The sequence below is a fragment of the Nocardioides rotundus genome, assembly GCF_019931675.1.
Lineage (GTDB): Bacteria > Actinomycetota > Actinomycetes > Propionibacteriales > Nocardioidaceae > Nocardioides > Nocardioides rotundus.
In genome coordinates this window covers 958,559-980,489 of the sequence record NZ_CP082922.1, presented here as the reverse complement: position 1 = coordinate 980,489, position 21,931 = coordinate 958,559, and the positions used below count along the sequence as shown (strand labels likewise).

Below are 21,931 nucleotides of genomic sequence, written 5' to 3'. Positions count from 1 at the left end.
GCATGGAGGGGGCCCTGCACCGGTTCGTCAGGCTGCTGCGACTGCACGGCGTCCGGGTGAGCGTGTCGGAGGCGGTCGACGCGCTGGAGGCGGCCGCCCAGCCCGGCGTACTCGCCGAGCCCGAGGTGCTCCGCTCCGCCCTGCTGGTCTCCCTGGTCAAGGACCGCCGGGACGTGCCGGCCTTCCACCGCGTCTTCGACGCGTTCTTCGGCCTCAAGCCGGTCGTGCAGGACGACGACGCCGAGCACTCGCACGCCCACGACGACCTCGCCGACGAGGGCGAGCTGCAGGAGTTCACCCTGGGCGACGAGCCCGGCGACACCCCCGAGCAGGGGCACAGCCACGGCAAGCCGATGGACCTGCACCAGTACTTCAAGCCCGAGGACATGGCCCAGCAGTACAACCTGCACCAGGAGGCCAACCGGCTGGACATGGCCCAGATGACCGACGAGATCGTGCTCAGCAAGGACCAGGCCACGGGTGCCGGCGAGGCGGCGCGGGTGCAGCTGTCCACGAAGCGGCTGCACAACCCAGGCGCGCCCGGCGAGCTGATCCGCAGCCCCGGCCTGGAGGTCGAGGCGGACCTCTCGGTCGCCGAGGAGATGGCGCTGCTGAGCTGGCTGGCCGACGAGCTGCCGGACGCCCCGGAGGACCTCGACCCGGCCGCCGCCACCTCGCTGGCCGCGCTGCGCGAGCAGCTCAAGCCGTTCCTGGAGAACCTCCCGGAGCGGCTGCGCGATCACCTGCAGAAGCTGATGGCGATGGAGCGCGAGGTCGAGGAGCGCGAGATCGAGGCCGCCCGTGCCGAAGTGGTCGACGAGCAGGTGCGCTTCGAGCTGGAGGAGAGCCTGCGCCGGCTGCTGCGCTCGCTGCACGGATCGCCCCGCCCGCGTCGCCGTACCGCCGCCCGCGGCACCGTCGACGGCAGCCGCACGATGCGCACGAACATGAAGTACGACGGCGTCCCGTTCCGCCCCGTCACCGTCAGCAAGGTCGAGGACCGGCCCCGGCTGCTGGTGCTGTGCGACGTGTCGCTGTCGGTGCGGATGACCTCGAAGTTCACCCTGCACCTGGTGCACTCGCTGCAGTCGATCGCCACCCAGGTGCGGACCTTCGCGTTCGTCAAGGACCTAGTCGAGATCACCGAGCTGTTCGCCGAGCACCGGATCGAGGACGCGCTCTCGCTGGTGATGGCAGGGCTGCCGGCCGGCGGTGTGCTCGACGTGGACGCGGACTCCGACTACGGCCACGCGTTCGACACCTTCCTGGAGCAGTACGGCTCCGCGCTCACCCGGCGCACCACCGTCCTCGTCCTCGGTGACGGGCGCGGCAACGGCAACGACCCGCGCGTCTCGACCTTCGAGGAGATCACCCGGCGGGCGCGCTCGACCATCTGGCTGACCCCGGAGCCGCGGTACTCCTGGACGCTGGGCGGGTGCGACCTGCCGCTCTATGCGGAGTACGCCGACCGGGTGCAGGTGGTGCGCAACCTGCGCGGTCTGGAGCGGGTCTCGACCTCGATGGCGAGCGCCGGGGAGCCGGCATGAGCGTGACCGCCGGGATCGACCCCTTCGCCTCCCTGCACGACGGCGCCTACGACGACGGCGTGGTGCAGGTGCGCGCCTGCCACGGGCCGCGTCCGCGCCGCTCGCTGCGCAGCGTGCGGACCCCGCACTTCGACGTCCTGCCCTCCGGGCACCGGGTGCAGGTCCAGCACGTCCTGCCGCCCGACGAGGTGGACGACGACCTGGCCGGGCTGCTCGCCGACGAGCTCTTCGGCCCCGGCTGGCTGCGCGGTCCGGACCTCTTCGAGCGGATCTTCACCGGCGTCGTGCTCACCAGCGCCGGCGACCCGCTGTCCGGGTGGGAGCTGTTCTACCGCAACACGCTGCGCCGCCTCGACGCCCTGCTCGCCAGCGGCCCCGGGGGCAGCGGCTTCAACGCCCTCGGGGCGCACGGCACTCTGGCGGGGTACGCCCCCGTCTACTCCCACGTCGAGTCGCTGCTCCGGCCCGGAGGCAGCGTGCTGGAGCTGGGCTGCTGCTTCGGCTTCCTCTCCCTGCGCCTGGCCGGGGCCGGGTTCCCCATCGTCGCCACCGACATCAGCCCCGGCACCGTGACGCTGCTGTCCCGCGTGGCGCCGCGGCTCGGGGTGCCGCTGGCCACCGCGACCGCGGACGCCTCCCGGGTGCCCTACCCCGGCGGCTCGGCCGACCACGTGCTGGCGATCCACCTGCTGGAGCACCTGGACGAGGAGCACGGCGAGCGGGTGCTCGCCGAGGCCCTGCGGCTCGGACGCTCCCGGGTCGTGGTCGCCGTACCCCTCGAGGACGTCGCCGACGAGACCTGGGGTCACGTGCGCACCATCTCCCTGGCCGACCTGGAGGCCTGGGGCGTCGCCTCGGGGTGGGACTTCGAGGTACACGAGCACCACGGCGGCTGGCTGGTGCTGGACCGCCCCTGAGGCGCCGTACCCCGGACACGTCGTACCGAACAGTGCGCACCACCCCGCCGCGCGTACCGAACAGTACGCACCTTCTGCGCGAGATTTCGCTGCCTACTGTTCGGTACGACGGGCGCGTCCTTCGTCGCTCCGTCAGATCAGCCTGTGCCCGTTGCGGGCTTCCTGACTCCACTCCTTCGTCGCTCCGTCAGATCAGCCTCGCCCTCTCCGGGCTTCCTGACTCCACTCCTTCGTCGCTCCGTCAGATCAGCCTCGCCCTCTCCGGGCTTCCTGACTCCACTCCTTCGTCGCTCCGTCAGATCAGCCCGAGCTTCGTGGCCTCGTACACCGCCTCCGCCCGCCGCGTCACCCCGAGCTTGCGCAGGATGTTCCCCACGTGGAACTTCGCCGTGGTCTCGGAGATGTAGAGCTGCTCGCCGATCTGGCCGTTGGAGAAGCCGCGGGCCAGCAGCGCGATCACCTCCCGCTCCCGGCCCGTGAGCTGCTGGGACTCCTCGGGCTGCGGGGCGTGCAGGCCGCGCACCATCGCCGCCGCCGAGCGCGGGTCGAAGGCCGACCCGCCGCGCGCCACGTCCCGGATCGCGCGGATCAGGCCGGAGGTGTCGACGTCCTTGACGACGTACCCCTTCGCCCCGGCCCGGATCGCCCGCATCACCAACTGCTCGTCCAGGAACGTCGTCAGCACCAGGATCCCGAGGTCGGGGTTGCGTTCCACGAGCTGCTCGCACAGCTCCAGCCCCTCGGTGTCGGAGGAGGTGGAGAGCTTGAGGTCGAGCAGCACGATCCGCGGCTGCACCCGGCCCAGGACGGTGAGTGCCTCGTCCGCCGTCGACGCCTCGGCCACCACCGCCAGGTCGTCCTCGCGGTCCAGGATCGAGCGCAGGCCCTGCCGGACGATCGCGTGGTCGTCGACGAGCATGATCCCCACGACGTCGGGCGCGGCCTCGGTCGGCGAGGGCACGAGTGAGCCCATCAGTCGCTCCTCTCCTCCGGCGGGCCGAGCAGCCCGCTGATGACTCCCCCGGCGTCGTCGGTACGACGCAGCGGCAGCGGCACCCGCATCTCCACGCGCACGCCGCCCAGCCGGGCCCGGCGGAACGCGATCCGCCCGCCCAGCTCGACGATCCGGGTCTCGATGTTCGCCAGGCCCCGATGCCGCCCCGAGGAGTCGGTGCGCTGCAGCCGCAGCACCCGGCTCATCCCGGTCGGGTCGCCGTTGCCGTCGTCGGCGACCGACGCCATCAGCTCGTCGGGCCGGTAGCGCAGCCGGATGATCGCCCGGGTCGCCTCGGCATGCGTCGCCACGTTGAACAGCGCCTCCCCGACCGCACGGGCGATCTCGTGGTCGGCGTCCGCGGGCAGCGGGCTCGACTCGCCCTCCACCCGCACCTGGACCTTGAGGTTAGGCCGGTGCTGGGCGGCGACGTCCGCGAGCAACTCGGGCAGGGTGGACACGGTGTCCTTGGAGTCCTGGTGCAGGGCGTAGATCGCCCGGCGCAGCTGCTCGACGGCCTGCTGGGTCAGCTCCCGCGCGGTGAGCACCTGGGTGAGCACGCCCCGGCCCGCGTCGCCGAGATCCGCCAGATCGCCGCGCGCGAGCTCCAGCGCCATCCCCGCCGAGAGCACGTGCTGGCTCACGGTGTCGTGCAGCTCGCGGGCGATCCGGTGCCGCTCGGCGTCCACCAGCTCGCGCTGGTGGGCCAGCACCAGCCGCTGCTCGGCATGCCGCAGCTCCCGGGTGCGCTCCTCGAGGTCGCGCCGCTGTGCGGTCGCCTCGTCGTAGAGCCGCTGCGCGCGGCGGTGCAGGGTGAGCGAGGCCTGGTACTGCTCGGAGGTGTGCAGCGAGACCGCCGCCTGGTTGGCCAGGATCCGCAGCACCGACAGGTCGCTCGGCTCGGGGTCGGAGTCCAGGCCCTGCAGCCCGACCAGGCTGCCCACCTGCTCGCCGTCCAGGCTCATCGGGACCCGCACCCAGCCGCCGTCGTCGTCGCTGCGCACCGCGTGCCCGGCACGGATCGCTCCCAGCTCGCGACGGACGTACGGCGGAAGGCCGGTGTCGTCGTCGAAGAGCTCGCCGTCGGCCGAGAGCAGCAGGAATCGCGGCCGCGCACCCGGCAGCCGGCCGTCCGACAGCGCCAGGATCGCCCACTCCGCCGCGAGGTGGGACGCGGCCGCGCGCAGCACCCGCTCCAGCAGCCCCCGGGGGCCCTCCACCGTGCGGACCAGGGCGCGGGAGATCGCGTCCATCGCCCGCACCGCCTGGGTCAGCCGCTCGTCGGAGCGGACGTAGGCGCGGTAGTAGGAGCGCTTGCCCGACCGGATCCCGGTCAGGGTCGCCAGGTCCGGCGGGCGTGCATCCGAGGAGGCGCTCACAGAGCCGCCCGGAAGATGCTCTCCACGTCCCCGGCCTGCGCGCTGCGCGGGTTCGTCGCCAGGCACGCGTCCTCCAGCGTGTTCACCGCCAGCCGGGGCAGGTCGGCCTCGGTGACCCCCAGCTCGCGCAGGCCGCGCGGGACGCCCACGTCGTCGGCGAGGCGCCGTACCTGCTCGGCGAGCAGCTCGGCCGCCTCCTCCCCCGGCATCCCGTCGACCGCGAGCCCGCAGGACCGCGCGAGCGCGACGAACCGCTCGGGGGTGGCGCGCGCGTTGTATCGGATCACGTGCGGCAGCAGCACTCCGTTGACGACCCCGTGCGGCGCGTCGAGCAGCCCGCCGACCTGGTGGCTCATCGCGTGCGTGGCGCCGAGGATCGCATTGGTGAAGGCCATCCCGGCCTCCAGCGACGCCTGCGCCATCTTCGTCCGGTGGGCGGTCACCCTCGGCTCGATCATCGTCGAGCGCAGGTGCCCGCTGACCAGCCCGACGGCGTTGAGCGCGTGCACGTCGGCCAGCGGGTTGTGAGCCAGGGACACGAACGACTCGATCCCGTGGGTGAGCGCGTCCAGGCCGGTCGCCGCGTTCAGCGCCTCGGGCATGGTCATCAGCAGCCGCGGGTCGGTGATCGAGATGTCCGGCACCAGGGCCCGGCCCATGATGGTGATCTTCACCCGGCGCTCGGTGTCGGTGACGATGCAGAACTGGCTGACGTCGGCGCCGGTGCCCGACGTGCTGGGGATCATCATCATCGGCGGGATCGGCCGGGTCACCTGGTCCACCCCGGCGAAGTCCAGGATGTCCCCGGCGTTGCTGGACAGGATCGCCACGCCCTTGGCGGCATCCATCGCCGAGCCACCGCCGATCCCGATGATCACGTCGGCCTCGGCCTCGGCGTACTGCTGCCAGGCGGCCCGGATCTCCTCGTCCTTGGGGTTCGGCGTGACGTTCGACCACAGGACCGGCTCGAGGCGTACGTCGCGCAGGTGGCCGAGCAGCTCGTCGACCCAGCCCGCCGCGATGATCCCCGGATCGGTGACGACGAACGGGCGGCGCGCCCCCAGGCGGCCCGCGGCGAAGCCCGCCTCGGCCAGCGAGCCCACGCCGAAGACCACCTCGGGGGCGTGGAACTTCACCACGCCCGGGCCGGTCTCGTCCGACTGACCGGTGGTCGGTCCGGCGGCAGCCGCCGGGGGCACCGTGACGCTCATGGGCGCTCCCCTCCCGTGGAGTTCTTCTCCCCACCGTAGTGGCGTGCGCCACACCCCGACAGAGGCAAAAGCACCGGAGGCGTCAGCGGCCCGTCGCGGGCGAGATCGTGGTCCGTACCTCGCTCACCCGGTCGATCGGGAAGCCGCCGCGCCGAGCGTGCTCCTCGATCGTCGCCGGGTCCCCCGCGTCGTAGACGCAGTAGAGCTTGTCGTCGGTGACGTAGGACTCCACCCACGACACGTCCTCCAGCCCCTCCAGCACGTCGTTGGACTTGGCCGAGATCTCCTTGAGCTCCTCCTGGTTCAGGGCACCCGCCCCGGGCAGGCTCCGCTCGATCACGTAGCGACCCATCGCTCCTCCTCGCCTCGGTATGCGTCGACGGCCTCACGCTAGGCAGCACGTGGGGTCTGGGGCACCGGCGCGCGGAGGGGCCCTACCTGCCCGTCCGGGCAGGTCAGCCCCGGAAGCCCCCGTCGGCGGCCACCACCGACCCGTTGAGCACCCGGCCCTCGGGGCGGCAGCAGAAGGCGACGGCCGCCGCGACCTCCGCGGGATCCAGCGGCTCCCCCGCCAGCTGGTGCGCCGTGAGGTCCTCGACGGGTACGTCGTAGATCGCCGCCGTCGCCTCGAGCATCCGGGTCCGCGCGGCGCCCGGGGACACCGCGACGGCCGTCACCCCCGTCCCGGCCAGGTCGGCGGCGAGCCCCCGGACCAGCCCGACCACCGCATGCTTGGCCATCGTGTAGGCCGTGAGGTGGAACAGCCCGTGGTCGCCGGCCACCGACGCCAGCGCGACGAACCGGCAGCCCGCCGGCTCGGGGCCGTGCAGCATCGCCGGCACGGCCGCCGCCGCGGTGTGCCACACGCCGCGGACGTCGATGTCCCACTGGACGTCCAGGGAGTCGTCCTCCCACAGCGGGGCACCCCCGGCGATGACCGCGGCAGCCGCGACCGCGACGTCGAGGCGCCCCCAACGCGCCTCGGCGCGGTCGACCGCGGCCCGCATCGCCGCCGCGTCCCGCACGTCGGCGACCAGTGCCTCCACGTGCTCGTGCGCGTCGGCCACCGCGGCCAGCTGCTCCCGGCCGGCGAGGGGATAGTCCACGCCGGGCAGCCCGTGGCCCGCACCGGCGGCGATGTCGACCGCGAGGACGGCGTACCCCTCCCCCGCGAGCGTGTGCACGCAGGCGGCGCCGATGCCCCGGGCGGCGCCGGTGACCAGGGCGACCCTGCGCGGAGCGTCGGTCACCGCACGCGATCCGCCCCGAGCGTCCGGGTGAAGTCGTCGGAGATGAGCACGTCGTCCCGCGACAGGTCGTGCACCGAGCCGTGGCCCAGCCCGCGCAGTGCGGAGTCGATGCCGCCGCGGAGCACGTCGAGGACGTTCTCCACACCGGCCTGGCCGTTCGCGGCCAGCCCCCACAGGTACGCCCGCCCGATCATGACCGCCCGAGCTCCCAGCGCCAGTGCCTTGACCACGTCACTGCCGCGCCGGATGCCGCTGTCCATGACCACCTCGACCTCACCCCCCACGGCGTCGGAGATGGCCGGCAGGAGCCGGATCGGGGCGGGCGTACCGTCCAGGTTGTTGCCCCCGTGGTTGGACACCGAGATGGCGGTGACGCCCGCGTCCACCGCGCGACGCGCGTCGTCGACGCGCGAGATGCCCTTGAGCATGAAGGGGCCGCCCCACTCCCGGACCATCCAGGCGATGTCGTCCCAGGTGGGCGGCTCGCTCATCATCCAGTCGCCGTAGGCGCCGAAGAACGTGGGGCCGGGGCCGCCCTCGGGCGGGGCCAGGTTCGGCGCGGTGAGGTCGGGCAGGTCCCCGGACCTCGCGAAGTCCAGCAGCCATCGGGGGCGCCGGATCACCTCGGGGGCGAAGGATGCCATCGCCTTGAGGTCGAGCTTCTCCGGGATCGCGGGGCTGCCCCAGTCGCGGCCGTGGGAGAAGGACCAGTCCAGCGTCGCGATCAGCCCGACCGCGCCGGCGTCGCGGGCGCGCTGCATCCGCTGGCTCATCGTCTCCTTGCCCGACATCCAGTACATCTGGAAGAACGTCTGCGGGTTGGCCGCGACGACCTCCTCCACCGGCTTGGAGGCGAAGGAGCTCAGGCCGATCACCGTGCCGCGCGCGGCCGCCGCCCGCGCGACCGCGACCTCGCCGTCCGGGTGGACCGCCTGGACCCCCGTGGGGCTGATGATCACCGGCAGGGAGATCTCCTGGCCCATCACCGTGGTGGACTGGTCGCGCTCGGCCTGGGTGCCGGCGATGTGCGGGGCGAAGCCGATCTCGGCGAAGGCCTCGGTGTTGTCGGCATAGGAGATGCCGCGCTCGGAGCCGGCCAGCAGGGCGGAGTAGACCGACGCGGGCAGCCGCTTCTTCGCGCGCCGCTGTGCCTCCAGCACGGTCTCGAACCACTCACCCATCGCGCCCTCCTCACCTCGGTCGGCCGCAGTCGGCCTCGGTCGACCTCGACGCTAGGCGCGGCCCCGGGCGTCGGATACTCCCCGTCCGGGCAGTCCCCCACTCCCCGAGTCGGCGCTACTTCACCCCGAGTCGGCGCTACTTCACCCCGAGTCGGCGCTTGTTGACGCCCAAACGGACGCCGGACCCTCTCGTCCTCAGTCGTCGTGCGGAACGAGCTTCAACCCGATGACCGCGGCGATGATCCCGGTGATGAAGACGAGCTTGCCGAGGGAGACGGACTCCTCGCCGGTCGCCATCGCGAAGCCGACGGTGAGCGCAGCGCCGACCCCGACCCAGACGGCGTACGACGTGCCGATGGGGATCGTCTTCACCGCCCAGCCGAGCCCGGCCATGCTGATGGCCAGCGCGATGAAGAAGACGGTGGTGGGCACGGGCTCGGAGAAGCCGTGGGACATACCGAGCGCGGTGGCCCAGACGGCCTCGAAGACGGCGCTGATGAGCAGGACGACCCATGCCATGTCAGCTCACCACCTTCAGGCCGATCACCGAGCCGACCAACAGCAGGAGGAGGCCGATCCGCGCGAGCGTCGGCCGCTCCTGCCCGGTCGCGATCCCCCAGAGCACCGTGAGCGTGGCACCGATGCCGACCCAGACGGCGTACGCCGTCCCGGTAGGCAGGTCCGTCATCGCCCACGCGAGCCCGGTCATGCTGAGGACCAGCGAGACGAAGAACAGAACGGTCGGCCCGCGGCGTTGGAAGCCGTGCGACTGGGAGAGCGCGGCGGCCCAAACGGCCTCGAGCATGCCGGATATCACCAGAACGATCCATGCCATGGCGAGAGCATCCCTTCGCGGCAGTCTTGTCGTGGTGCGGGTACTGCTCCCTCGTCCGCGAACCCGATCGCCGGGCTCCCCTCTCAGTCTAGGCGAGTCGCGACGACATGGCCGGTGAGACCGGCCACCAGGTCAACAAGCGCCGACTCGGCGTCAACAAGCGCCGACTCAGTGGTGGATCCGGCCGCCGCGGTCGGCGAGCCGGTCACCGGAGCCGCCCCACTGCAGCGCGATGATCTCCGCCGCGATCGAGACGGCGGTCTCCTCGGGAGTACGCGCCCCGAGGTCCAGCCCGATCGGGGAGGACATCCGCTCCAGCTCCTCCTCGCTCAGCCCCGCCTCGCGCAGCCGCTCCAGCCGGTCGTCGTGGGTCTGCCGCGAGCCCATCGCGCCGACGTACGCCGGCCGCCGGTCGCCCTCGAGCCGCAGCGCGACCTCGAGCAGGGGTACGTCGAACTTGGGGTCGTGGGTGAGCACGGCCAGGACCGTCCGGGAGTCGATCCGCCCGGCCTCGGCCTCCTGGGTGAGGTACCGGTGCGGCCAGTCCACGACCACCTCGTCGGCGTCGGGGAAGCGGGACGCGGTCGCGAAGACCGGCCGGGCGTCGCACACGGTGACCTTGTAGCCGAGGAACGAGCCCACCTTGGCGACCGCGGCGGCGAAGTCGATCGCGCCGAAGACCAGCATCCGCGGCGGCGGCGCGAAGGCCCAGACGAACACCCGCATCCCCTCGCCGCGGCGCTCTCCGTCGGGGCCGTAGGTCAGGGTCGCGTTGTGCCCGGCGGCCAGCAGCCCGACCGCATCGTCGCGCACGGCGTCGTCGGCCCGGGGCGAGCCGAGCGACCCGGCGACGTCCGCGCCGCCGGACCCGTCGGGACGGATCACCAGGCGCCCGCCGACCCGCTCGGGGTCGGGGTGGTCGACCACGGTCGCCAGCGCCACCGGCCGACCGGTCTCCACGTCGGCGGCGATGTCCCCCAGCTCGGGGAAGGTGTCCCGGGAGACCTTCTCGACGTAGACGTCGAGGATCCCCCCACAGGTCAGGCCGACGGCGAAGGCGTCGTCGTCGGAGACGCCGTACCTCTGCAGCACCGGGTCGCCGGAGTCGACCACCGACTGGCCGAGCTCGTAGACGGCGCCCTCGACACAGCCGCCGGAGACCGAGCCGACCGCCTCGCCGTCGGGACCGACGAGCATCGAGGCGCCCGGCGGCCGCGGCGCGGAGCGGAAGGTCGCCACCACGGTGCCGACGCCGACGGTCTCTCCGGCCTCCCACCACCGCATCAGGTCCGAGAGCACATCACGCACGGCCGATCACCTCACACAGCTCGGAGTACGTCGCCAGCGAGTGCCCGGCCACGAAGTCGTCGACATGCGGCAGCGCCGCCACGATCCCGCCCTGGATCGGCTCGTAGCCCGCCCGCCCGCGATGCGGGTTGACCCACACCACCCGGTGCGCGAGCCGCTGCACCCGGGCGGTCTGCTCGCCCAGCAGCGAGGCGTCGCCACGCTCCCAGCCGTCGGAGAAGATCACCACGACCGCGCCGCGGGCCAGGCCGCGCTGCCCCCACCGGTCCAGGAACGCCCGCAGCGTCTCGCCCAGCCGGGTCCCGCCGGACCAGTCCGGCACAGCCTCGCCGGCGGCGATCAGCGCGCGCTCGGGGTCGCGATGGCGCAGCGCCCGGGTCACCGACGTCAGCCGCGTGCCGACCGTGAACACGTCGGTGTGGCCGGCCGCGACGAACCGGTGCGCCAGCCGCAGCAGCGCATCGGCATAGGAGCTCATCGAACCGCTCACATCGACCAACAGCACCAGACGGCGCGCGCGTGTTCCCCGCCGCCGCCAGGCCACCCGTCCGGGCTCGCCGTGCTGGCGCAGCATCGTGCGCAGGGTGCGGCCCGGGTCGACGTCGCCGCGATGCCAGGGAGTACGGCGGTGCGCGCGACGTCGCGGCACCCGGGGGCGCAGCGCGTCGAGCATCTGGTTGAGCAGCGCCTTCTCGGCGTTGCTGAGGTCGGCGACGTCCCTATGCCGGAGCACCTCGGTCTCCGAGGCCGCGGCCCGGATGAGGTCCTCCTCGTCCATCTCGCCCGCCTCGCCGCCGCCCTCCTCGGTCGGCAGGGGGGCGTTCCGGGGCTGGCTGCGCTGCCGCTGCACGGTCCGCGGCAGCCCCTCGCTGGCGAGGAACCACGCGTCGTACACGTCGTCGAAGCGGGCCACGTCGTCCGGGCTGCTGCACAGCGTCGCGCGCCCGGCCCAGTAGACGCCGCGGGGGTCGCCCAGCCCCACCCGGGAGACCGCGTCCAGGAAGGTCGCCGAACGGTCGTGGGTGACGGGTACGCCGGCCGCCCGCAGCGCCCGGGCGAACCCGAGCAGCAGCTCGTCGGGCGCGTGCCGGCTCGTCGAGCCCACGACCGACTCGAACCCGGGACCGGCGACGGTCATCCGGCGAGCACCCGGTCCAGGGCGTGCTTCACCCGGTCGGCGTCCTCGCGGTACTTCACCAGCGCGCCCAGCGTGCGCGCGGCGGTGTCGAGGTCGAGCTCGGTGGTGCCGAGCCGCTGCAGCGCCCGCGCCCAGTCGAGGGTCTCCGCCACCCCGGGCGGCTTGAGCAGGTCGCCGCTGTCGCGCAGCTGCTGCACCGCGGTGACGACCTGGCGGGCCAGCGTCTCGCTGACCTCGGGCGCGCGGCTGCGGACGATCTGCACCTCGCGCTCCAGGCCCGGGTGGTCGATCCAGTGGTAGAGGCAGCGCCGCTTCAGCGCGTCGTGCAGCTCGCGCGTGCGGTTGGAGGTGAGCACCACCAGCGGCGGCGTGCTCGCCGCCACCGTGCCGAGCTCGGGGATGGAGACCTGGTAGGTCGAGAGCACCTCCAGCAGGAACGCCTCGAACTCGTCGTCGGCGCGGTCCACCTCGTCGACCAGCAGCACCGCAGGCGCTTGCTGGAGCGCCCGCAGCACCGGTCGAGCGAGCAGGAAGCGCTCGTCGTACAGGCTCTTCTCCGCCTCCTCGCTCTCCACGCTGCCGCTCGCCTCGAGCGCGCGCAGGTGCAGGATCTGCCGGGGGAAGTCCCAGTCGAAGAGCGCCTGGGTGGCGTCGATGCCCTCGTAGCACTGCAGCCGGATCAGGTCGAGGCCCAGCGCCTCGGCCAGCCCCTCCGCGAGCGCGGTCTTGCCGGTGCCGGGCTCGCCCTCGAGGAGCAGCGGGCGCCCCATGTCCAGGGCCAGCCAGGCGACCGTCGCGAGCGCGTCGTCGCTGAGGTATCCGGTGCGCTCGAGCAGCTGCGCGACGTCGTCGGGCGCGGCGGGGGTGGCCGGGGAGTCCGTCATACCGGCCAATCTACGTCCGCCCACGTTGGCGCTGCGTTGGCGGACGACCGCGTCAGTGCACCGAGAAGCCGCCGTCGACGGGCAGCATCACGCCGGTGACGTACGACGACGCCGGCGAGGCCAGGAAGAGGACGGCGCTGGCGAAGTCCGCCGGCTCGCCGTTCCTCCCGAGGAAGGTGCGCGCGGCCAGCTCCTCCTCCCGCCCCGGCTGGGCGACCGTCGCCTCGGTCATCGGCGTGACGACGAAGCCGGGGACCAGCGCGTTGGCGGTGACGCCGCGGCCGCCCCACGCCTCGGCCTGGGAGCGGGTGAGGCCGCCGATCCCGGCTTTGGCGATCCCGTAGACGCCGGACCTGCCGAACGCCGACCAGGACTGCTGGGAGCCGACGTTGACGATCCGGCCGAAGCCGCGCTGAGCCATCCGCGGCCCGGCGGCCTGGCCGAGGTGGTACGGCGCGAGCAGGTTCACCGCCAGGGTCTCCTCCAGCACTCGCGGCGAGGTCTCCTCCAGGGGAGGGCGGTGGTTCACGCCCGCGGCGGTGACGAGTACGTCGGCCCCGGTGACGACATCGTAGGTGCACAGCTCGGCCAGCTGCTCCCCGTCCCCCAGGTTCGCCGCGGTGCCGCTCGCATGGATCCCCTGCTCGACCAGCCGTCCGACCGCATGCTCGAGCCGTCCGACGTGCCGCGAGATCAGGTGCACCTGCGCGCCCGCCCGGCCGAGCGCCTCCGCCACCGCGTACCCGATGCCCGAGCTGCCGCCGGTCACCAGGGCGCGGCGCCCCTCCTGGGAGAACAGCCCGGAGACGTAGTCGTTCACCCCCTGACCCTAGTGCCGAGTCGGCGCTTGTTCACCCCGAGTCGGCGCTTGTTCACCCCGAGTCGGCGCTTGTTCACCCCGAGTCGGCGCTTGTTCACGCCGAGTCGGGGTGAAGAAGCGCCGACTCAGCGGGAGTCGACGTCCGCCCCGGTCGCCAGGTCGCCGCACTCGACGAGGGTCAGGTCGCCCGCGTCCGCCGCGGCGGTGAGGTAGTCCCGCGCGCCCCGATCGCCGCTGGCGGTCGCGGTGGCAGCGGCCCAGTGGTCGCGACCGAGGAGGACGGGGTGTCCGGGCGTTCCGCCGTACGCCGCCCGCGCGAGCACGCCGGGCCCGGTCCCGGCGCCCAGCACCCGCGCGACCACCGCGGAGCTGACGTCGGGCAGGTCCACGAGCGAGACCAGGACGGCGTCGTAGTCGGCGGAGACGCCCCCGATACCGGCGCGCAGCGACGCGCCCATCCCGCTCTCCCAGTCCGGGGCGATGACCAGGTCGACCGAGAGCGGCAGCAGGCGCGCCGCCTCGTCCGCCCCCGCTCCCAGCACCACGGTCACCCCGTCGCACGGCCGCAGCGAGGCGATCGCGCGCAGCAGCCACGAGGTGCCGTCCTCGTCACGGACCAGCGCCTTCGGCTGCCCCATCCGCCGCCCCGCCCCAGCGGCGAGCAGCAGACCCCGGACCCGCATCAGAACGCGCTCGCATACAGCTGCCGCAGGGCCGGGGCGTCCGGCCCGCTGAGCCCGCAGGCGAGTACCCGGCCGTCCGCATTGGCCGCGACCAGGTAGCGCTCCCCCGCCACGAGCGACGGCGCGCCGGCCGTCGTCCGGCGCCCACCGCCGCCACCGGCGACGACCACGCGGTCGGGCGCCTCGGAGGGGTGGAACCACTCCTCGGCCCGGAGCACGACCCGGCCGCCAGCGGCCTCGACGACCCGGCCGGCGAACGCGTGCTCGGCCAGGCGCCGCAGCGCGTCCGCGGTCGGGGGCACACACCGTCCGGGTGGGGCAGCGGACAGGGTGAGCTCGAGCGCAGGTGCGGACCCCGACGGAGCCGACGTGGAAGGCGACGGCGACGGGGCCGAGGAGGATGACGCACCGCCGCCCCCACAGGCGGCGACCCCGAACAACCCGGCCGTCACCGCGACGGCGAGCAGCCGGCGTACCTCACGCATCCAGGCCCTCCTCCACAGGCGATCGACTCGACGATCAGACGTACGGCGGAGCCCCGCGGCTCCGTCCCTGGGGAGGGTAACCGGGGACTAGGCTTGACCGGTGACCCGCGAGACCTCACGCTTCCTCCCCCGCTCCCGGCGGCGGCGTACCGTGCTGCTGCCCACCGAGGGCGAGAACATCCCGGTCCGCGAGGGGCGCGAGTCGGTGGTGGACTCGGCGGTCTACGTCGACGGCGACCGGGTGGACTCGCCGCACGGCCTGCCGGAGACCTACCGGTCCCTGCGCGAGCACGAGGGCGGGATCGCGTGGATCGGCCTCTACCGCCCCACGCACGAGGAGCTGCGGTCGGTGGCGCAGGAGTTCGACCTGCACGAGCTCGCCGTCGAGGACGCGATCATGGCGCACCAGCGGCCGAAGCTGGAGCGGTACGGCGACACCCTGTTCGTCGTCCTGCGCGCGGCCCGCTACCTCGACGAGTCCGAGTCGGTCGAGCTCGGCGAGGTGCACCTGTTCGTCGGCCCCGACTTCGTGGTGACCGTCCGGCACTCCGAGGCGCCCGACCTGTCCGGCGTCCGAGCCCGCCTGGAGTCCAACCCGGACCTGCTGCGTCTGGGCACGGAGGCGATCCTCTACGCGGTCATGGACCGGGTCGTCGATGACTTCAGCCCGGTGGTGCAGGGCCTGGCGCAGGACATCGACGAGATCGAGACCGAGGTCTTCGGCGGCGACCCGGCGGTGTCGCGCCGCATCTACCAGCTCTCCCGCGAGGTGATCGAGCTGCAGCGGGCGATCGCGCCGCTGGTGCGGATCTCGGACTCGCTGCGCCGCGGCTTCGACAAGTACGCCACCGACGAGGAGCTGCAGCGCTACCTGCGCGACGTGGAGGACCACGTGATCAGCGCGGCCGAGCAGGTCGAGGGCTTCCGCCAGCTGCTGCGCGACATCCTCACGGTGAACGCGACCCTGGTCTCGCAGGGGCAGAACGAGGAGATGGCGCGGCTCTCGGAGGCGGGCTACCAGCAGAGCGAGGAGGTCAAGCGGATCTCCTCCTGGGCGGCCATCCTGTTCGCGCCGACGGTCATCGCGTCGGCGTACGGCATGAACTTCGAGCACATGCCCGAGCTCGGCTGGCGCTACGGCTACGCCTACGCGCTCCTGCTCATGCTGGCCGTGCCGGTGATCCTCTACCTGGTGTTCAAGAAGCGCGGCTGGCTGTGAGGGTTGTCCACAGGCGAGCAGACGACCCGTTGCGGACGGCGCCGCACTCTGCGTGAGGTCAGCCGCAGGAGGGGGCGGGCGGGAGCGGAGCGGGTACGCCGACCCCCGGCATGCCCAGCCCGACGGCCGCCGCCGGCTCGGCGGGCGCCCGGCCGTTGCGGGCCGCCCAGGCGTCCCCGGAGCGGGTACGGCGGACCGCCAGCACCGGCCCCTCCGCCACCAGGTGGTGCGGCGCGGCGTAGGTGATCTCCACCGTCACCATGTCCCCCGGCCGAATCGCCGAGTCGGCGCTTGTTGACGCCCAGTCGGCGCCAGTTGACCCCGAGTCGGCGCTTGTCGACAGCTCCGGGTTGAAGTGCACCAGCCGGTTGTCCGGGCCGCGCCCCGAGAGCCGATGGGTGGCGGCGTCCTTGCGCCCCTCCCCCTCGGCGACCATCAGCTCGACCTGCGTGCCGACGAGCCGCTTGTTCTCCTCCCAGGCGATCTCCTCGACCAGGGCGGCGAGCCGCTGGTAGCGCTCCTTCACCACCTCCGGCGGCACCTGGTCCGGCATCGTGGCGGCGGGCGTGCCGGGCCGGATGGAGTACTGGAAGGTGAACGCCTGCGCGAAGCGCGCCTCGCGCACCACGTCGAGGGTGGCCTGGAAGTCCTCCTCGGTCTCGCCGGGGAAGCCGACGATGATGTCGGTGGAGATGGCCGCGTCCGGCATCGCCGTACGCACCCGCTCCAGGATCCCGAGGAACTTCCGCTGCCGATAGGACCGGCGCATCGCCTTGAGCACCCGGTCCGAGCCGGACTGCAGCGGCATGTGCAGCTGGTGCATCACGTTCGGTGTCTGCGCCATCGCCTCGATCACGTCGTCGGTGAACTCGGCCGGGTGCGGCGAGGTGAAGCGCACCCGCTCCAGCCCGTCGATCTCCCCGCAGGCGCGCAGCAGCTTGGAGAAGGCCTGCCGGTCGCCGAAGCCCACGCCGTACGAATTGACGTTCTGCCCCAGCAGCGTGACCTCCTGAACGCCGTCGGCCACCAGTGCGCGAATCTCGGCCAGGATGTCCCCTGGCCGGCGGTCCTGCTCCTTGCCACGCAAGCTGGGCACGATGCAGAAGGTGCAGGTGTTGTTGCAGCCGACCGAGATGCTCACCCAGGCGGCGTACGGCGACTCCCGCCGGGTCGGGAGCGTGGAGGGGAAGACCTCCAGCGACTCCAGGATCTCGACCTGGGCCTCCTCCTGCACCCGCGCGCGCTCCAGCAGCGCCGGGAGGGACCCGATGTTGTGGGTGCCGAACACGACGTCGACCCACGGGGCGCGCCGCACCACCTGATCGCGGTCCTTCTGCGCCATGCAGCCACCCACCGCGATCTGCATCCCCGGTCGCTGGGCCTTGACCGGCGCCAGGTGGCCGAGGTTGCCGTAGAGCCGGTTGTCGGCGTTCTCCCGCACCGCACAGGTGTTGAAGACGACCACGTCGGCCTGCTCGTCGTCACCGGCGGCGACGTACCCGGCGTCCTCCAGCAGCCCGGTCAGGCGCTCGGAGTCGTGAACGTTCATCTGGCACCCGTAGGTGCGGACCTCGTAGGTGCGGGGCTGGGCGGCGGTGCTGGTCATGGCGCTTCCAGAGTACGGCGCGTCCGGCGCATCGCAGAACTCCGCTTTGCGCTGCGGCGTTGACTTTGCGCCGGCTCCAACACGCTCGCAGGATCTATATTGAGACGAGTCGGGCCTCAGCGCCCGGCGGATGGGGGCAGGCGATGCTGCGAGCAAACCTGGCAACCGTGATCATCGCGCCGCTGTTGCTCGCCGCGGGCTGCAGCGACGGCGGGTCCGCGGTAGGGGGTCCCGATTCGACAGCTCCGCCGACCGCCTCCTCTGCCCACCCAATCGCGACACCCTCAGCGGCCGTGTCCGCACAGGACGTTCGGATCCTTCGCGAATTCGTGGCGTTCGCCGTACGACCGACGGCAGATCGCGCCGGGGCACTACCGCTGGCCAAGGAGGTGCGCCTCGGGCTGGGTAAGAACCTTGAGGCCGTGTTGTTTCGACCGCAGGCGGCTGAACCAGGAGCATGGGTGATCCGTGCCGACAGCTTCCGGGGGCACATGGGTCCGTTCAGCGCCTTGGATCCGATCCGTCGCCACGCGGACGATCTCGGCTCCACGGAGGTCGAGCGCAACGGAGGTGCATTTAGGGCCTCGATTGGGCAGCACCCCCACTGCGCCGCACCGGCAGTCCCAGCACCGAATGGCTTCGAGAGCCACCAGCGCATATCAATCCAACCTTCACCGAGGACGATCGACGGATGCTTGTCGTGGTTCACCGTCGATCTGTTTCTTAACGACCGTGGGCGCATCGAGGCCATCACGCTCGACATGTGGGAGCCCTAAGCGCGCGACCGGCGCACCTAGCGCCGGGCACCGCGATGGTGGACAATCCCGTCAGCCGAAGTCGCTACCGACTTCGGCCATTGGGCCCGGGGCTACTACCACCACGCGGTCCTTGGTCGCCCCTCAGCCAGGATCTGACCGCGCCAGCAGGGCGCCGGAATCCGCCGGCCCAGGATCTGGGCCAGGGCCTCCCCCGAACGAGTGTGATCCGCGTACACTCCCCACGTTTGTTCTCTTGTGACGAGACCCGGGGGGTTCCATGCGCCGTGTGCCGCGCGGCCCGGTCGCGCCCGTGCTGGGCCTGGTCCTGCTCCTCGGGGCGACCGCCTGCTCCTCCGACGACCCGGCACAGGAGACCGTCGACATCCCCGGCTCCAGCGAGTCCGCCGACGGTGGAGCCTCCGCCGAGGCGGCCGGTGGCGGCGGGGACGCGGCCGCCGACGACGGCGAGCTCGCGACGTCGTACCCCGAGGTGGGCCTGGAGCTCGACCTCCCCGAGACCGAGGACGAGAACCAGCAGGGCGCGCTCGCGGCGTACGTCGACTACGAGCGCGGGATGCGGCAGCTGAGCCGCACGGCCGAGCCGAACACGCTGGTGACCGACAACGCCACCGACGCCATGCTCGCCACCATGCAGACGACGGTGAACTACCTGACCAGCAACGACATCCGCTACCGGGGCACGGCCGACATCCAGGCCGACTGGGGCGGCAGCAGCGCCGAGGCCGCCACGCTGGACCTGTGCATCGACGGCAGCGACCTCGAGCTGGTCCGCAACGGAACCCCCGAGCCGATCACCGGCCCGAGCCGCCTCGCCGCCCGGGTGGTGCTCACCTCCGCGGGAGGCACCTGGCGGGTGGCGCAATACGACACCGAGGAGCAGAAGCAATGTTGAGAGCCCTGTTCGCGACCCTGGCGACCACCTGCGCCGCCGGGGGTCTCGTCCTTCTCGGGTCGATGACCGCCCCGGCCACGGCCGCGGACTGCGGTGGCGCGGCCGTGGGCTGCGTGGAGACCGAGGGCGGCAACGTGACCGTGACCGTGACCGGCTCGCTGGTCCGCGGCGGCAGCGCCGGGTCCACCGGTGGGAGCACCACGGTGCGGGTCCCGACGCCGTGCGTCTGGTACCAGGGCTGGACCGGCAAGGAGTACTTCCAGGGCGTCAAGGACGGGACGATCAACGGCCAGGGCAGCCGCGAGGCGGAGAACGGCGACTGGAAGCCCTTCGAGGGCTACGAGAAGTACAAGGACCTCGGGCCGGAGGGCGGCTACTGGTACTTCCCCGGTTGTTCGAACTCCTGGGTCCCCGACATGAGCCCGGCGGAGTTCGACGCCTACGTCGAGGACTACTTCGCCCGCTACGACGGGGCCTTCGTCAGGCCGGGCGAGACGCCGCCGACGCCCCCGGTGCCGCCGGAGATCCTGCTGATGGCCGCCCAGGAGGCCATGGAGGTGCCCGAGCCGGAGTTCGAGTACAACCCCGACGCGTCGGGGCCCTTCGACACCCTGGTGAACATGGACACCTGGTTCTGGCTCTCCGACCCGACCCAGGAGGGCTCGGTCACCGCGACGGCCGGTCAGAACAGCGTGACCGTGGACGCCACCCTCTCCGACGTGACCTTCTCCGCCACCAACGCCGGCGCGGTGCCGTGCGAGGGCACCGGCGTGGAGTGGAGCCAGGGGGCGAGCAGCGAGTGCACTCTCGCCTTCGACCGCGCGGGCACCTCCGAGGTCACCGCGGACACGCAGTGGACGCTGACCTGGTCCTTCAACGGCACCCCGCAGGGCGACATCGACCCCCTGTCCTCGAGCTTCACCCAGCCCGTGGTGGTCGCCGAGTCGCAGGCCCTGGTCAACCAGGTCGGCTGAGCGCAGGTCACAACCGCGACACGACCGGCCCGGTTGCGTGGCCCAGGTCACACTCCACCGATAGGGTCCGGCCCATGACGGTCCCTGCCGCCGAGCCCGCCGCGCGTCCCACGGGCGAGCCCCTGGTCGTCCTCAGCGACGTGAACAAGCACTTCGGCTCGCTGCACGCCCTCAAGGACATCGATCTGACCGTCCACCGCGGCGAGGTCGTGGTAGTCATCGGCCCGTCCGGCTCGGGCAAGTCCACGCTGTGCCGCACGATCAACCGGCTGGAGCCGATCGACGACGGCTCGATCACCATCGACGGCGAGGAGCTCCCCCAGGAGGGCAAGGAGCTGGCCCGGCTGCGCGCGGACGTCGGCATGGTCTTCCAGAGCTTCAACCTGTTCGCGCACAAGACCGTCCTGGAGAACGTCACCCTCGGCCCGATCAAGGTGCGCGGGCTGAGCCGGGCGGACGCGGAGACCGAGGCGCGCCGGCTGCTCGACCGGGTCGGCGTGGGCCACCAGGCGGAGAAGTACCCCGCCCAGCTCTCCGGCGGCCAGCAGCAGCGGGTGGCGATCGCCCGCGCCCTGGCGATGGACCCGAAGGTGATGCTCTTCGACGAGCCGACCTCGGCGCTGGACCCGGAGATGATCAAGGAGGTCCTCGACGTGATGGTCGAGCTCGCCGAGCAGGGCATGACCATGGTCGTGGTCACCCACGAGATGGGCTTCGCGCGTACGGCGGCACACCGGGTGGTCTTCATGTCCGACGGCGCGATCGTGGAGGAGAACACCCCCGAGGAGTTCTTCGGCAACCCGCGCTCGGAGCGCGCCCGCGACTTCCTCAGCAAGATCCTGCAGCACTGACGAGCCAACCACCCACCACCACAGGCCGCGCACCGTGGCCGGAATCAGGGAGATGAGATGAGAGTCAGGAGCACCGTCGCCGCGATGGCGACCACGGGGTTGATGCTCGCCCTGGCCGCCTGCGGGGACGCCGGCGGCGGCAGCGCCGGGGACGGCCCCGACGTCGAGGTCAAGGAGGACGCCGCCTCGCAGTTCGACGACGGGACCAAGATGAAGGAGCTGGCCGACGCGGGCAAGATCAAGGTCGGCGTGAAGTACGACCAGCCCGGGCTGGGCTACAAGGACGCCGCCTCCGACGTCCCGACCGGCTTCGACATCGAGATGGCCAAGATCCTGGTGGCCAGCCTCGGCATCGACCCGGAGGACACCTCCAAGGTGGAGTGGGTGGAGACCATCTCCGACAACCGCGAGCCGTTCCTGCAGGACGGGACCGTCGACCTGGTGCTGGCGACGTACTCCATCACCGACGAGCGGCGCCAGCTGGTCGGCCAGGCCGGCCCCTACATGGTCACCGGCCAGCAGCTGCTCGTGCCCGCCGACAGCGACGTCGAGAGCACCGAGGACCTCCAGGGCAAGCGGGTGTGCGCCGCCTCCGGCTCCACCTCGCTGGAGAACATCGAGGCCGAGGGCATGAAGGGCGTGCCCCTGGACAGCTACACCGACTGCGTCGACCGGCTGATGAGCGGCGGCGTGGACGCGGTGTCCACCGACGGCTCCATCCTCGCCGGGCTCGCCGCGGAGAACGAGGGCGAGCTCAAGGTGGTCGGCGAGCCGTTCTCCGAGGAGCGGATCGGCGTCGGCTACAACAAGGACAACCCGGAGATGTGCCAGTGGATCGTGGACACGCTCACCCAGGCCAACGAGGACGGCCAGTGGGCTGAGGCCTTCGAGTCCACGCTCGGCCCCTCGGGCGTGGAGACGCCGGAGTTCCCCGAGATGGACTCCTGCGAGTCCTGATCACCCCGGTGCCGGGGCGGT

23 protein-coding genes and 1 riboswitch are annotated in these 21,931 nt (G+C 72.4%); of the genes, 8 read left to right on the top strand and 15 right to left on the bottom strand.

Annotation, left to right across the window (positions count from 1 at the left end; genetic code table 11):
- Window positions 1–2: 2 nt before the first annotated feature.
- On the top strand, window positions 3–1,547 hold the full coding sequence (locus K8W59_RS04780; RefSeq protein ID WP_223397606.1) for a VWA domain-containing protein: 1,545 nt from the start codon (window positions 3–5) through the stop codon (window positions 1,545–1,547).
- On the top strand, window positions 1,544–2,464 hold the full coding sequence (gene mftM / locus K8W59_RS04775; RefSeq protein ID WP_223397605.1) for a mycofactocin oligosaccharide methyltransferase MftM: 921 nt from the start codon (window positions 1,544–1,546) through the stop codon (window positions 2,462–2,464). The genes K8W59_RS04780 and mftM overlap by 4 nt, the downstream gene beginning before the upstream one ends.
- Before the next feature lie 295 nt (window positions 2,465–2,759).
- Here mftM and K8W59_RS04770 read toward each other — a convergent pair whose 3' ends face one another.
- The 14 genes from K8W59_RS04770 to K8W59_RS04705 all read right to left on the bottom strand — a co-directional run bounded on the left by K8W59_RS04770 (window position 2,760) and on the right by K8W59_RS04705 (window position 14,632).
- On the bottom strand, window positions 2,760–3,437 hold the full coding sequence (locus K8W59_RS04770; protein WP_223397604.1) for a MadR family response regulator transcription factor: 678 nt from the start codon (window positions 3,435–3,437) through the stop codon (window positions 2,760–2,762).
- Complete coding sequence (locus tag K8W59_RS04765; RefSeq protein WP_223397603.1) at window positions 3,437–4,837, bottom strand: MadS family sensor histidine kinase; 1,401 nt, start codon at window positions 4,835–4,837, stop codon at window positions 3,437–3,439. The genes K8W59_RS04770 and K8W59_RS04765 overlap by 1 nt, the downstream gene beginning before the upstream one ends.
- Entirely contained in the window at window positions 4,834–6,048 is a 1,215-nt protein-coding gene (locus K8W59_RS04760; RefSeq protein ID WP_223397602.1) for an iron-containing alcohol dehydrogenase, read from the bottom strand. The genes K8W59_RS04765 and K8W59_RS04760 overlap by 4 nt, the downstream gene beginning before the upstream one ends.
- An 82-nt stretch (window positions 6,049–6,130) precedes the next feature.
- Window positions 6,131–6,400, bottom strand: a complete 270-nt coding sequence (locus K8W59_RS04755) for a DUF4242 domain-containing protein (RefSeq protein WP_223397601.1) — start codon at window positions 6,398–6,400, stop codon at window positions 6,131–6,133.
- 103 nt (window positions 6,401–6,503) lie between these two features.
- Window positions 6,504–7,298 carry a mycofactocin-coupled SDR family oxidoreductase gene (locus K8W59_RS04750; RefSeq protein WP_223397600.1) on the bottom strand — a complete coding sequence of 265 codons (795 nt, stop codon included), beginning with the start codon at window positions 7,296–7,298 and terminating at the stop codon, window positions 6,504–6,506.
- Window positions 7,295–8,479 (bottom strand): pre-mycofactocin synthase MftD, encoded by a 1,185-nt coding sequence (gene mftD / locus K8W59_RS04745; protein WP_223397599.1) that lies wholly within the window; start codon window positions 8,477–8,479, stop codon window positions 7,295–7,297. Before mftD ends, K8W59_RS04750 begins: the two co-directional genes overlap by 4 nt.
- Before the next feature lie 195 nt (window positions 8,480–8,674).
- Window positions 8,675–8,998, bottom strand: a complete 324-nt coding sequence (locus tag K8W59_RS04740; RefSeq protein WP_223397597.1) for a DMT family transporter — start codon at window positions 8,996–8,998, stop codon at window positions 8,675–8,677.
- A 1-nt stretch (window position 8,999) separates the two neighbouring features.
- Window positions 9,000–9,314, bottom strand: coding sequence for a DMT family transporter (locus K8W59_RS04735; protein WP_223397595.1), 315 nt, complete (start codon window positions 9,312–9,314; stop codon window positions 9,000–9,002).
- Between the two features lie 14 nt (window positions 9,315–9,328).
- Window positions 9,329–9,395, bottom strand: a riboswitch (guanidine-III (ykkC-III) riboswitch).
- 87 nt (window positions 9,396–9,482) lie between these two features.
- On the bottom strand, window positions 9,483–10,622 hold the full coding sequence (locus K8W59_RS04730; RefSeq protein ID WP_223397594.1) for an XdhC family protein: 1,140 nt from the start codon (window positions 10,620–10,622) through the stop codon (window positions 9,483–9,485).
- Window positions 10,615–11,760 (bottom strand): vWA domain-containing protein, encoded by a 1,146-nt coding sequence (locus tag K8W59_RS04725; protein ID WP_223397593.1) that lies wholly within the window; start codon window positions 11,758–11,760, stop codon window positions 10,615–10,617. The genes K8W59_RS04730 and K8W59_RS04725 overlap by 8 nt, the downstream gene beginning before the upstream one ends.
- A complete protein-coding gene (locus tag K8W59_RS04720) occupies window positions 11,757–12,644 on the bottom strand; it encodes an AAA family ATPase (RefSeq protein WP_223397592.1) in 888 nt (295 codons plus the stop codon). Before K8W59_RS04720 ends, K8W59_RS04725 begins: the two co-directional genes overlap by 4 nt.
- Before the next feature lie 52 nt (window positions 12,645–12,696).
- Window positions 12,697–13,464 (bottom strand): SDR family NAD(P)-dependent oxidoreductase, encoded by a 768-nt coding sequence (locus K8W59_RS04715; protein ID WP_223397591.1) that lies wholly within the window; start codon window positions 13,462–13,464, stop codon window positions 12,697–12,699.
- 125 nt (window positions 13,465–13,589) lie between these two features.
- Window positions 13,590–14,147: a nucleotidyltransferase family protein gene (locus tag K8W59_RS04710; RefSeq protein ID WP_223397590.1), complete on the bottom strand. Its 558-nt coding sequence runs from the start codon at window positions 14,145–14,147 to the stop codon at window positions 13,590–13,592.
- Window positions 14,147–14,632 (bottom strand): hypothetical protein, encoded by a 486-nt coding sequence (locus K8W59_RS04705; RefSeq protein WP_223397589.1) that lies wholly within the window; start codon window positions 14,630–14,632, stop codon window positions 14,147–14,149. The genes K8W59_RS04710 and K8W59_RS04705 overlap by 1 nt, the downstream gene beginning before the upstream one ends.
- A gap of 100 nt (window positions 14,633–14,732) precedes the next feature.
- Here K8W59_RS04705 and K8W59_RS04700 point away from each other — a divergent pair, with 100 nt between their 5' ends.
- Window positions 14,733–15,851: a magnesium and cobalt transport protein CorA gene (locus tag K8W59_RS04700; protein WP_317846309.1), complete on the top strand. Its 1,119-nt coding sequence runs from the start codon at window positions 14,733–14,735 to the stop codon at window positions 15,849–15,851.
- A gap of 58 nt (window positions 15,852–15,909) precedes the next feature.
- Here K8W59_RS04700 and miaB read toward each other — a convergent pair whose 3' ends face one another.
- Window positions 15,910–17,457, bottom strand: a complete 1,548-nt coding sequence (gene miaB / locus K8W59_RS04695; protein ID WP_223397588.1) for a tRNA (N6-isopentenyl adenosine(37)-C2)-methylthiotransferase MiaB — start codon at window positions 17,455–17,457, stop codon at window positions 15,910–15,912.
- 293 nt (window positions 17,458–17,750) lie between these two features.
- Here miaB and K8W59_RS04690 point away from each other — a divergent pair, with 293 nt between their 5' ends.
- The 5 genes from K8W59_RS04690 to K8W59_RS04670 all read left to right on the top strand — a co-directional run bounded on the left by K8W59_RS04690 (window position 17,751) and on the right by K8W59_RS04670 (window position 21,910).
- Window positions 17,751–18,233 (top strand): hypothetical protein, encoded by a 483-nt coding sequence (locus tag K8W59_RS04690; protein WP_223397587.1) that lies wholly within the window; start codon window positions 17,751–17,753, stop codon window positions 18,231–18,233.
- Between the two features lie 259 nt (window positions 18,234–18,492).
- Window positions 18,493–19,128, top strand: coding sequence for a hypothetical protein (locus K8W59_RS04685; RefSeq protein WP_223397586.1), 636 nt, complete (start codon window positions 18,493–18,495; stop codon window positions 19,126–19,128).
- Window positions 19,122–20,102, top strand: coding sequence for a hypothetical protein (locus tag K8W59_RS04680; protein ID WP_223397585.1), 981 nt, complete (start codon window positions 19,122–19,124; stop codon window positions 20,100–20,102). Before K8W59_RS04685 ends, K8W59_RS04680 begins: the two co-directional genes overlap by 7 nt.
- Before the next feature lie 74 nt (window positions 20,103–20,176).
- Window positions 20,177–20,953 carry an amino acid ABC transporter ATP-binding protein gene (locus K8W59_RS04675; protein WP_317846308.1) on the top strand — a complete coding sequence of 259 codons (777 nt, stop codon included), beginning with the start codon at window positions 20,177–20,179 and terminating at the stop codon, window positions 20,951–20,953.
- Between the two features lie 57 nt (window positions 20,954–21,010).
- On the top strand, window positions 21,011–21,910 hold the full coding sequence (locus tag K8W59_RS04670) for a glutamate ABC transporter substrate-binding protein (protein WP_223397584.1): 900 nt from the start codon (window positions 21,011–21,013) through the stop codon (window positions 21,908–21,910).
- Window positions 21,911–21,931 lie beyond the last annotated feature (21 nt).

What these genes read in the sequence shown, in the direction of transcription:
- K8W59_RS04780 (WP_223397606.1), top strand. Translation starts at nt 3, where the DNA reads ATGGAGGGGGCCCTGCACCGGTTCGTCAGGCTGCTGCGACTGCACGGC.
- mftM (WP_223397605.1), top strand. Translation starts at nt 1,544, where the DNA reads ATGAGCGTGACCGCCGGGATCGACCCCTTCGCCTCCCTGCACGACGGC.
- K8W59_RS04770 (WP_223397604.1), bottom strand. Translation starts at nt 3,437, where the DNA reads ATGGGCTCACTCGTGCCCTCGCCGACCGAGGCCGCGCCCGACGTCGTG.
- K8W59_RS04760 (WP_223397602.1), bottom strand. Translation starts at nt 6,048, where the DNA reads ATGAGCGTCACGGTGCCCCCGGCGGCTGCCGCCGGACCGACCACCGGT.
- K8W59_RS04755 (WP_223397601.1), bottom strand. Translation starts at nt 6,400, where the DNA reads ATGGGTCGCTACGTGATCGAGCGGAGCCTGCCCGGGGCGGGTGCCCTG.
- mftD (WP_223397599.1), bottom strand. Translation starts at nt 8,479, where the DNA reads ATGGGTGAGTGGTTCGAGACCGTGCTGGAGGCACAGCGGCGCGCGAAG.
- K8W59_RS04740 (WP_223397597.1), bottom strand. Translation starts at nt 8,998, where the DNA reads ATGGCATGGGTCGTCCTGCTCATCAGCGCCGTCTTCGAGGCCGTCTGG.
- K8W59_RS04735 (WP_223397595.1), bottom strand. Translation starts at nt 9,314, where the DNA reads ATGGCATGGATCGTTCTGGTGATATCCGGCATGCTCGAGGCCGTTTGG.
- K8W59_RS04725 (WP_223397593.1), bottom strand. Translation starts at nt 11,760, where the DNA reads ATGACCGTCGCCGGTCCCGGGTTCGAGTCGGTCGTGGGCTCGACGAGC.
- K8W59_RS04720 (WP_223397592.1), bottom strand. Translation starts at nt 12,644, where the DNA reads ATGACGGACTCCCCGGCCACCCCCGCCGCGCCCGACGACGTCGCGCAG.
- K8W59_RS04710 (WP_223397590.1), bottom strand. Translation starts at nt 14,147, where the DNA reads ATGCGGGTCCGGGGTCTGCTGCTCGCCGCTGGGGCGGGGCGGCGGATG.
- K8W59_RS04705 (WP_223397589.1), bottom strand. Translation starts at nt 14,632, where the DNA reads ATGCGTGAGGTACGCCGGCTGCTCGCCGTCGCGGTGACGGCCGGGTTG.
- miaB (WP_223397588.1), bottom strand. Translation starts at nt 17,457, where the DNA reads ATGACCAGCACCGCCGCCCAGCCCCGCACCTACGAGGTCCGCACCTAC.
- K8W59_RS04685 (WP_223397586.1), top strand. Translation starts at nt 18,493, where the DNA reads ATGCGCCGTGTGCCGCGCGGCCCGGTCGCGCCCGTGCTGGGCCTGGTC.
- K8W59_RS04680 (WP_223397585.1), top strand. Translation starts at nt 19,122, where the DNA reads ATGTTGAGAGCCCTGTTCGCGACCCTGGCGACCACCTGCGCCGCCGGG.
- K8W59_RS04675 (WP_317846308.1), top strand. Translation starts at nt 20,177, where the DNA reads ATGACGGTCCCTGCCGCCGAGCCCGCCGCGCGTCCCACGGGCGAGCCC.
- K8W59_RS04670 (WP_223397584.1), top strand. Translation starts at nt 21,011, where the DNA reads ATGAGAGTCAGGAGCACCGTCGCCGCGATGGCGACCACGGGGTTGATG.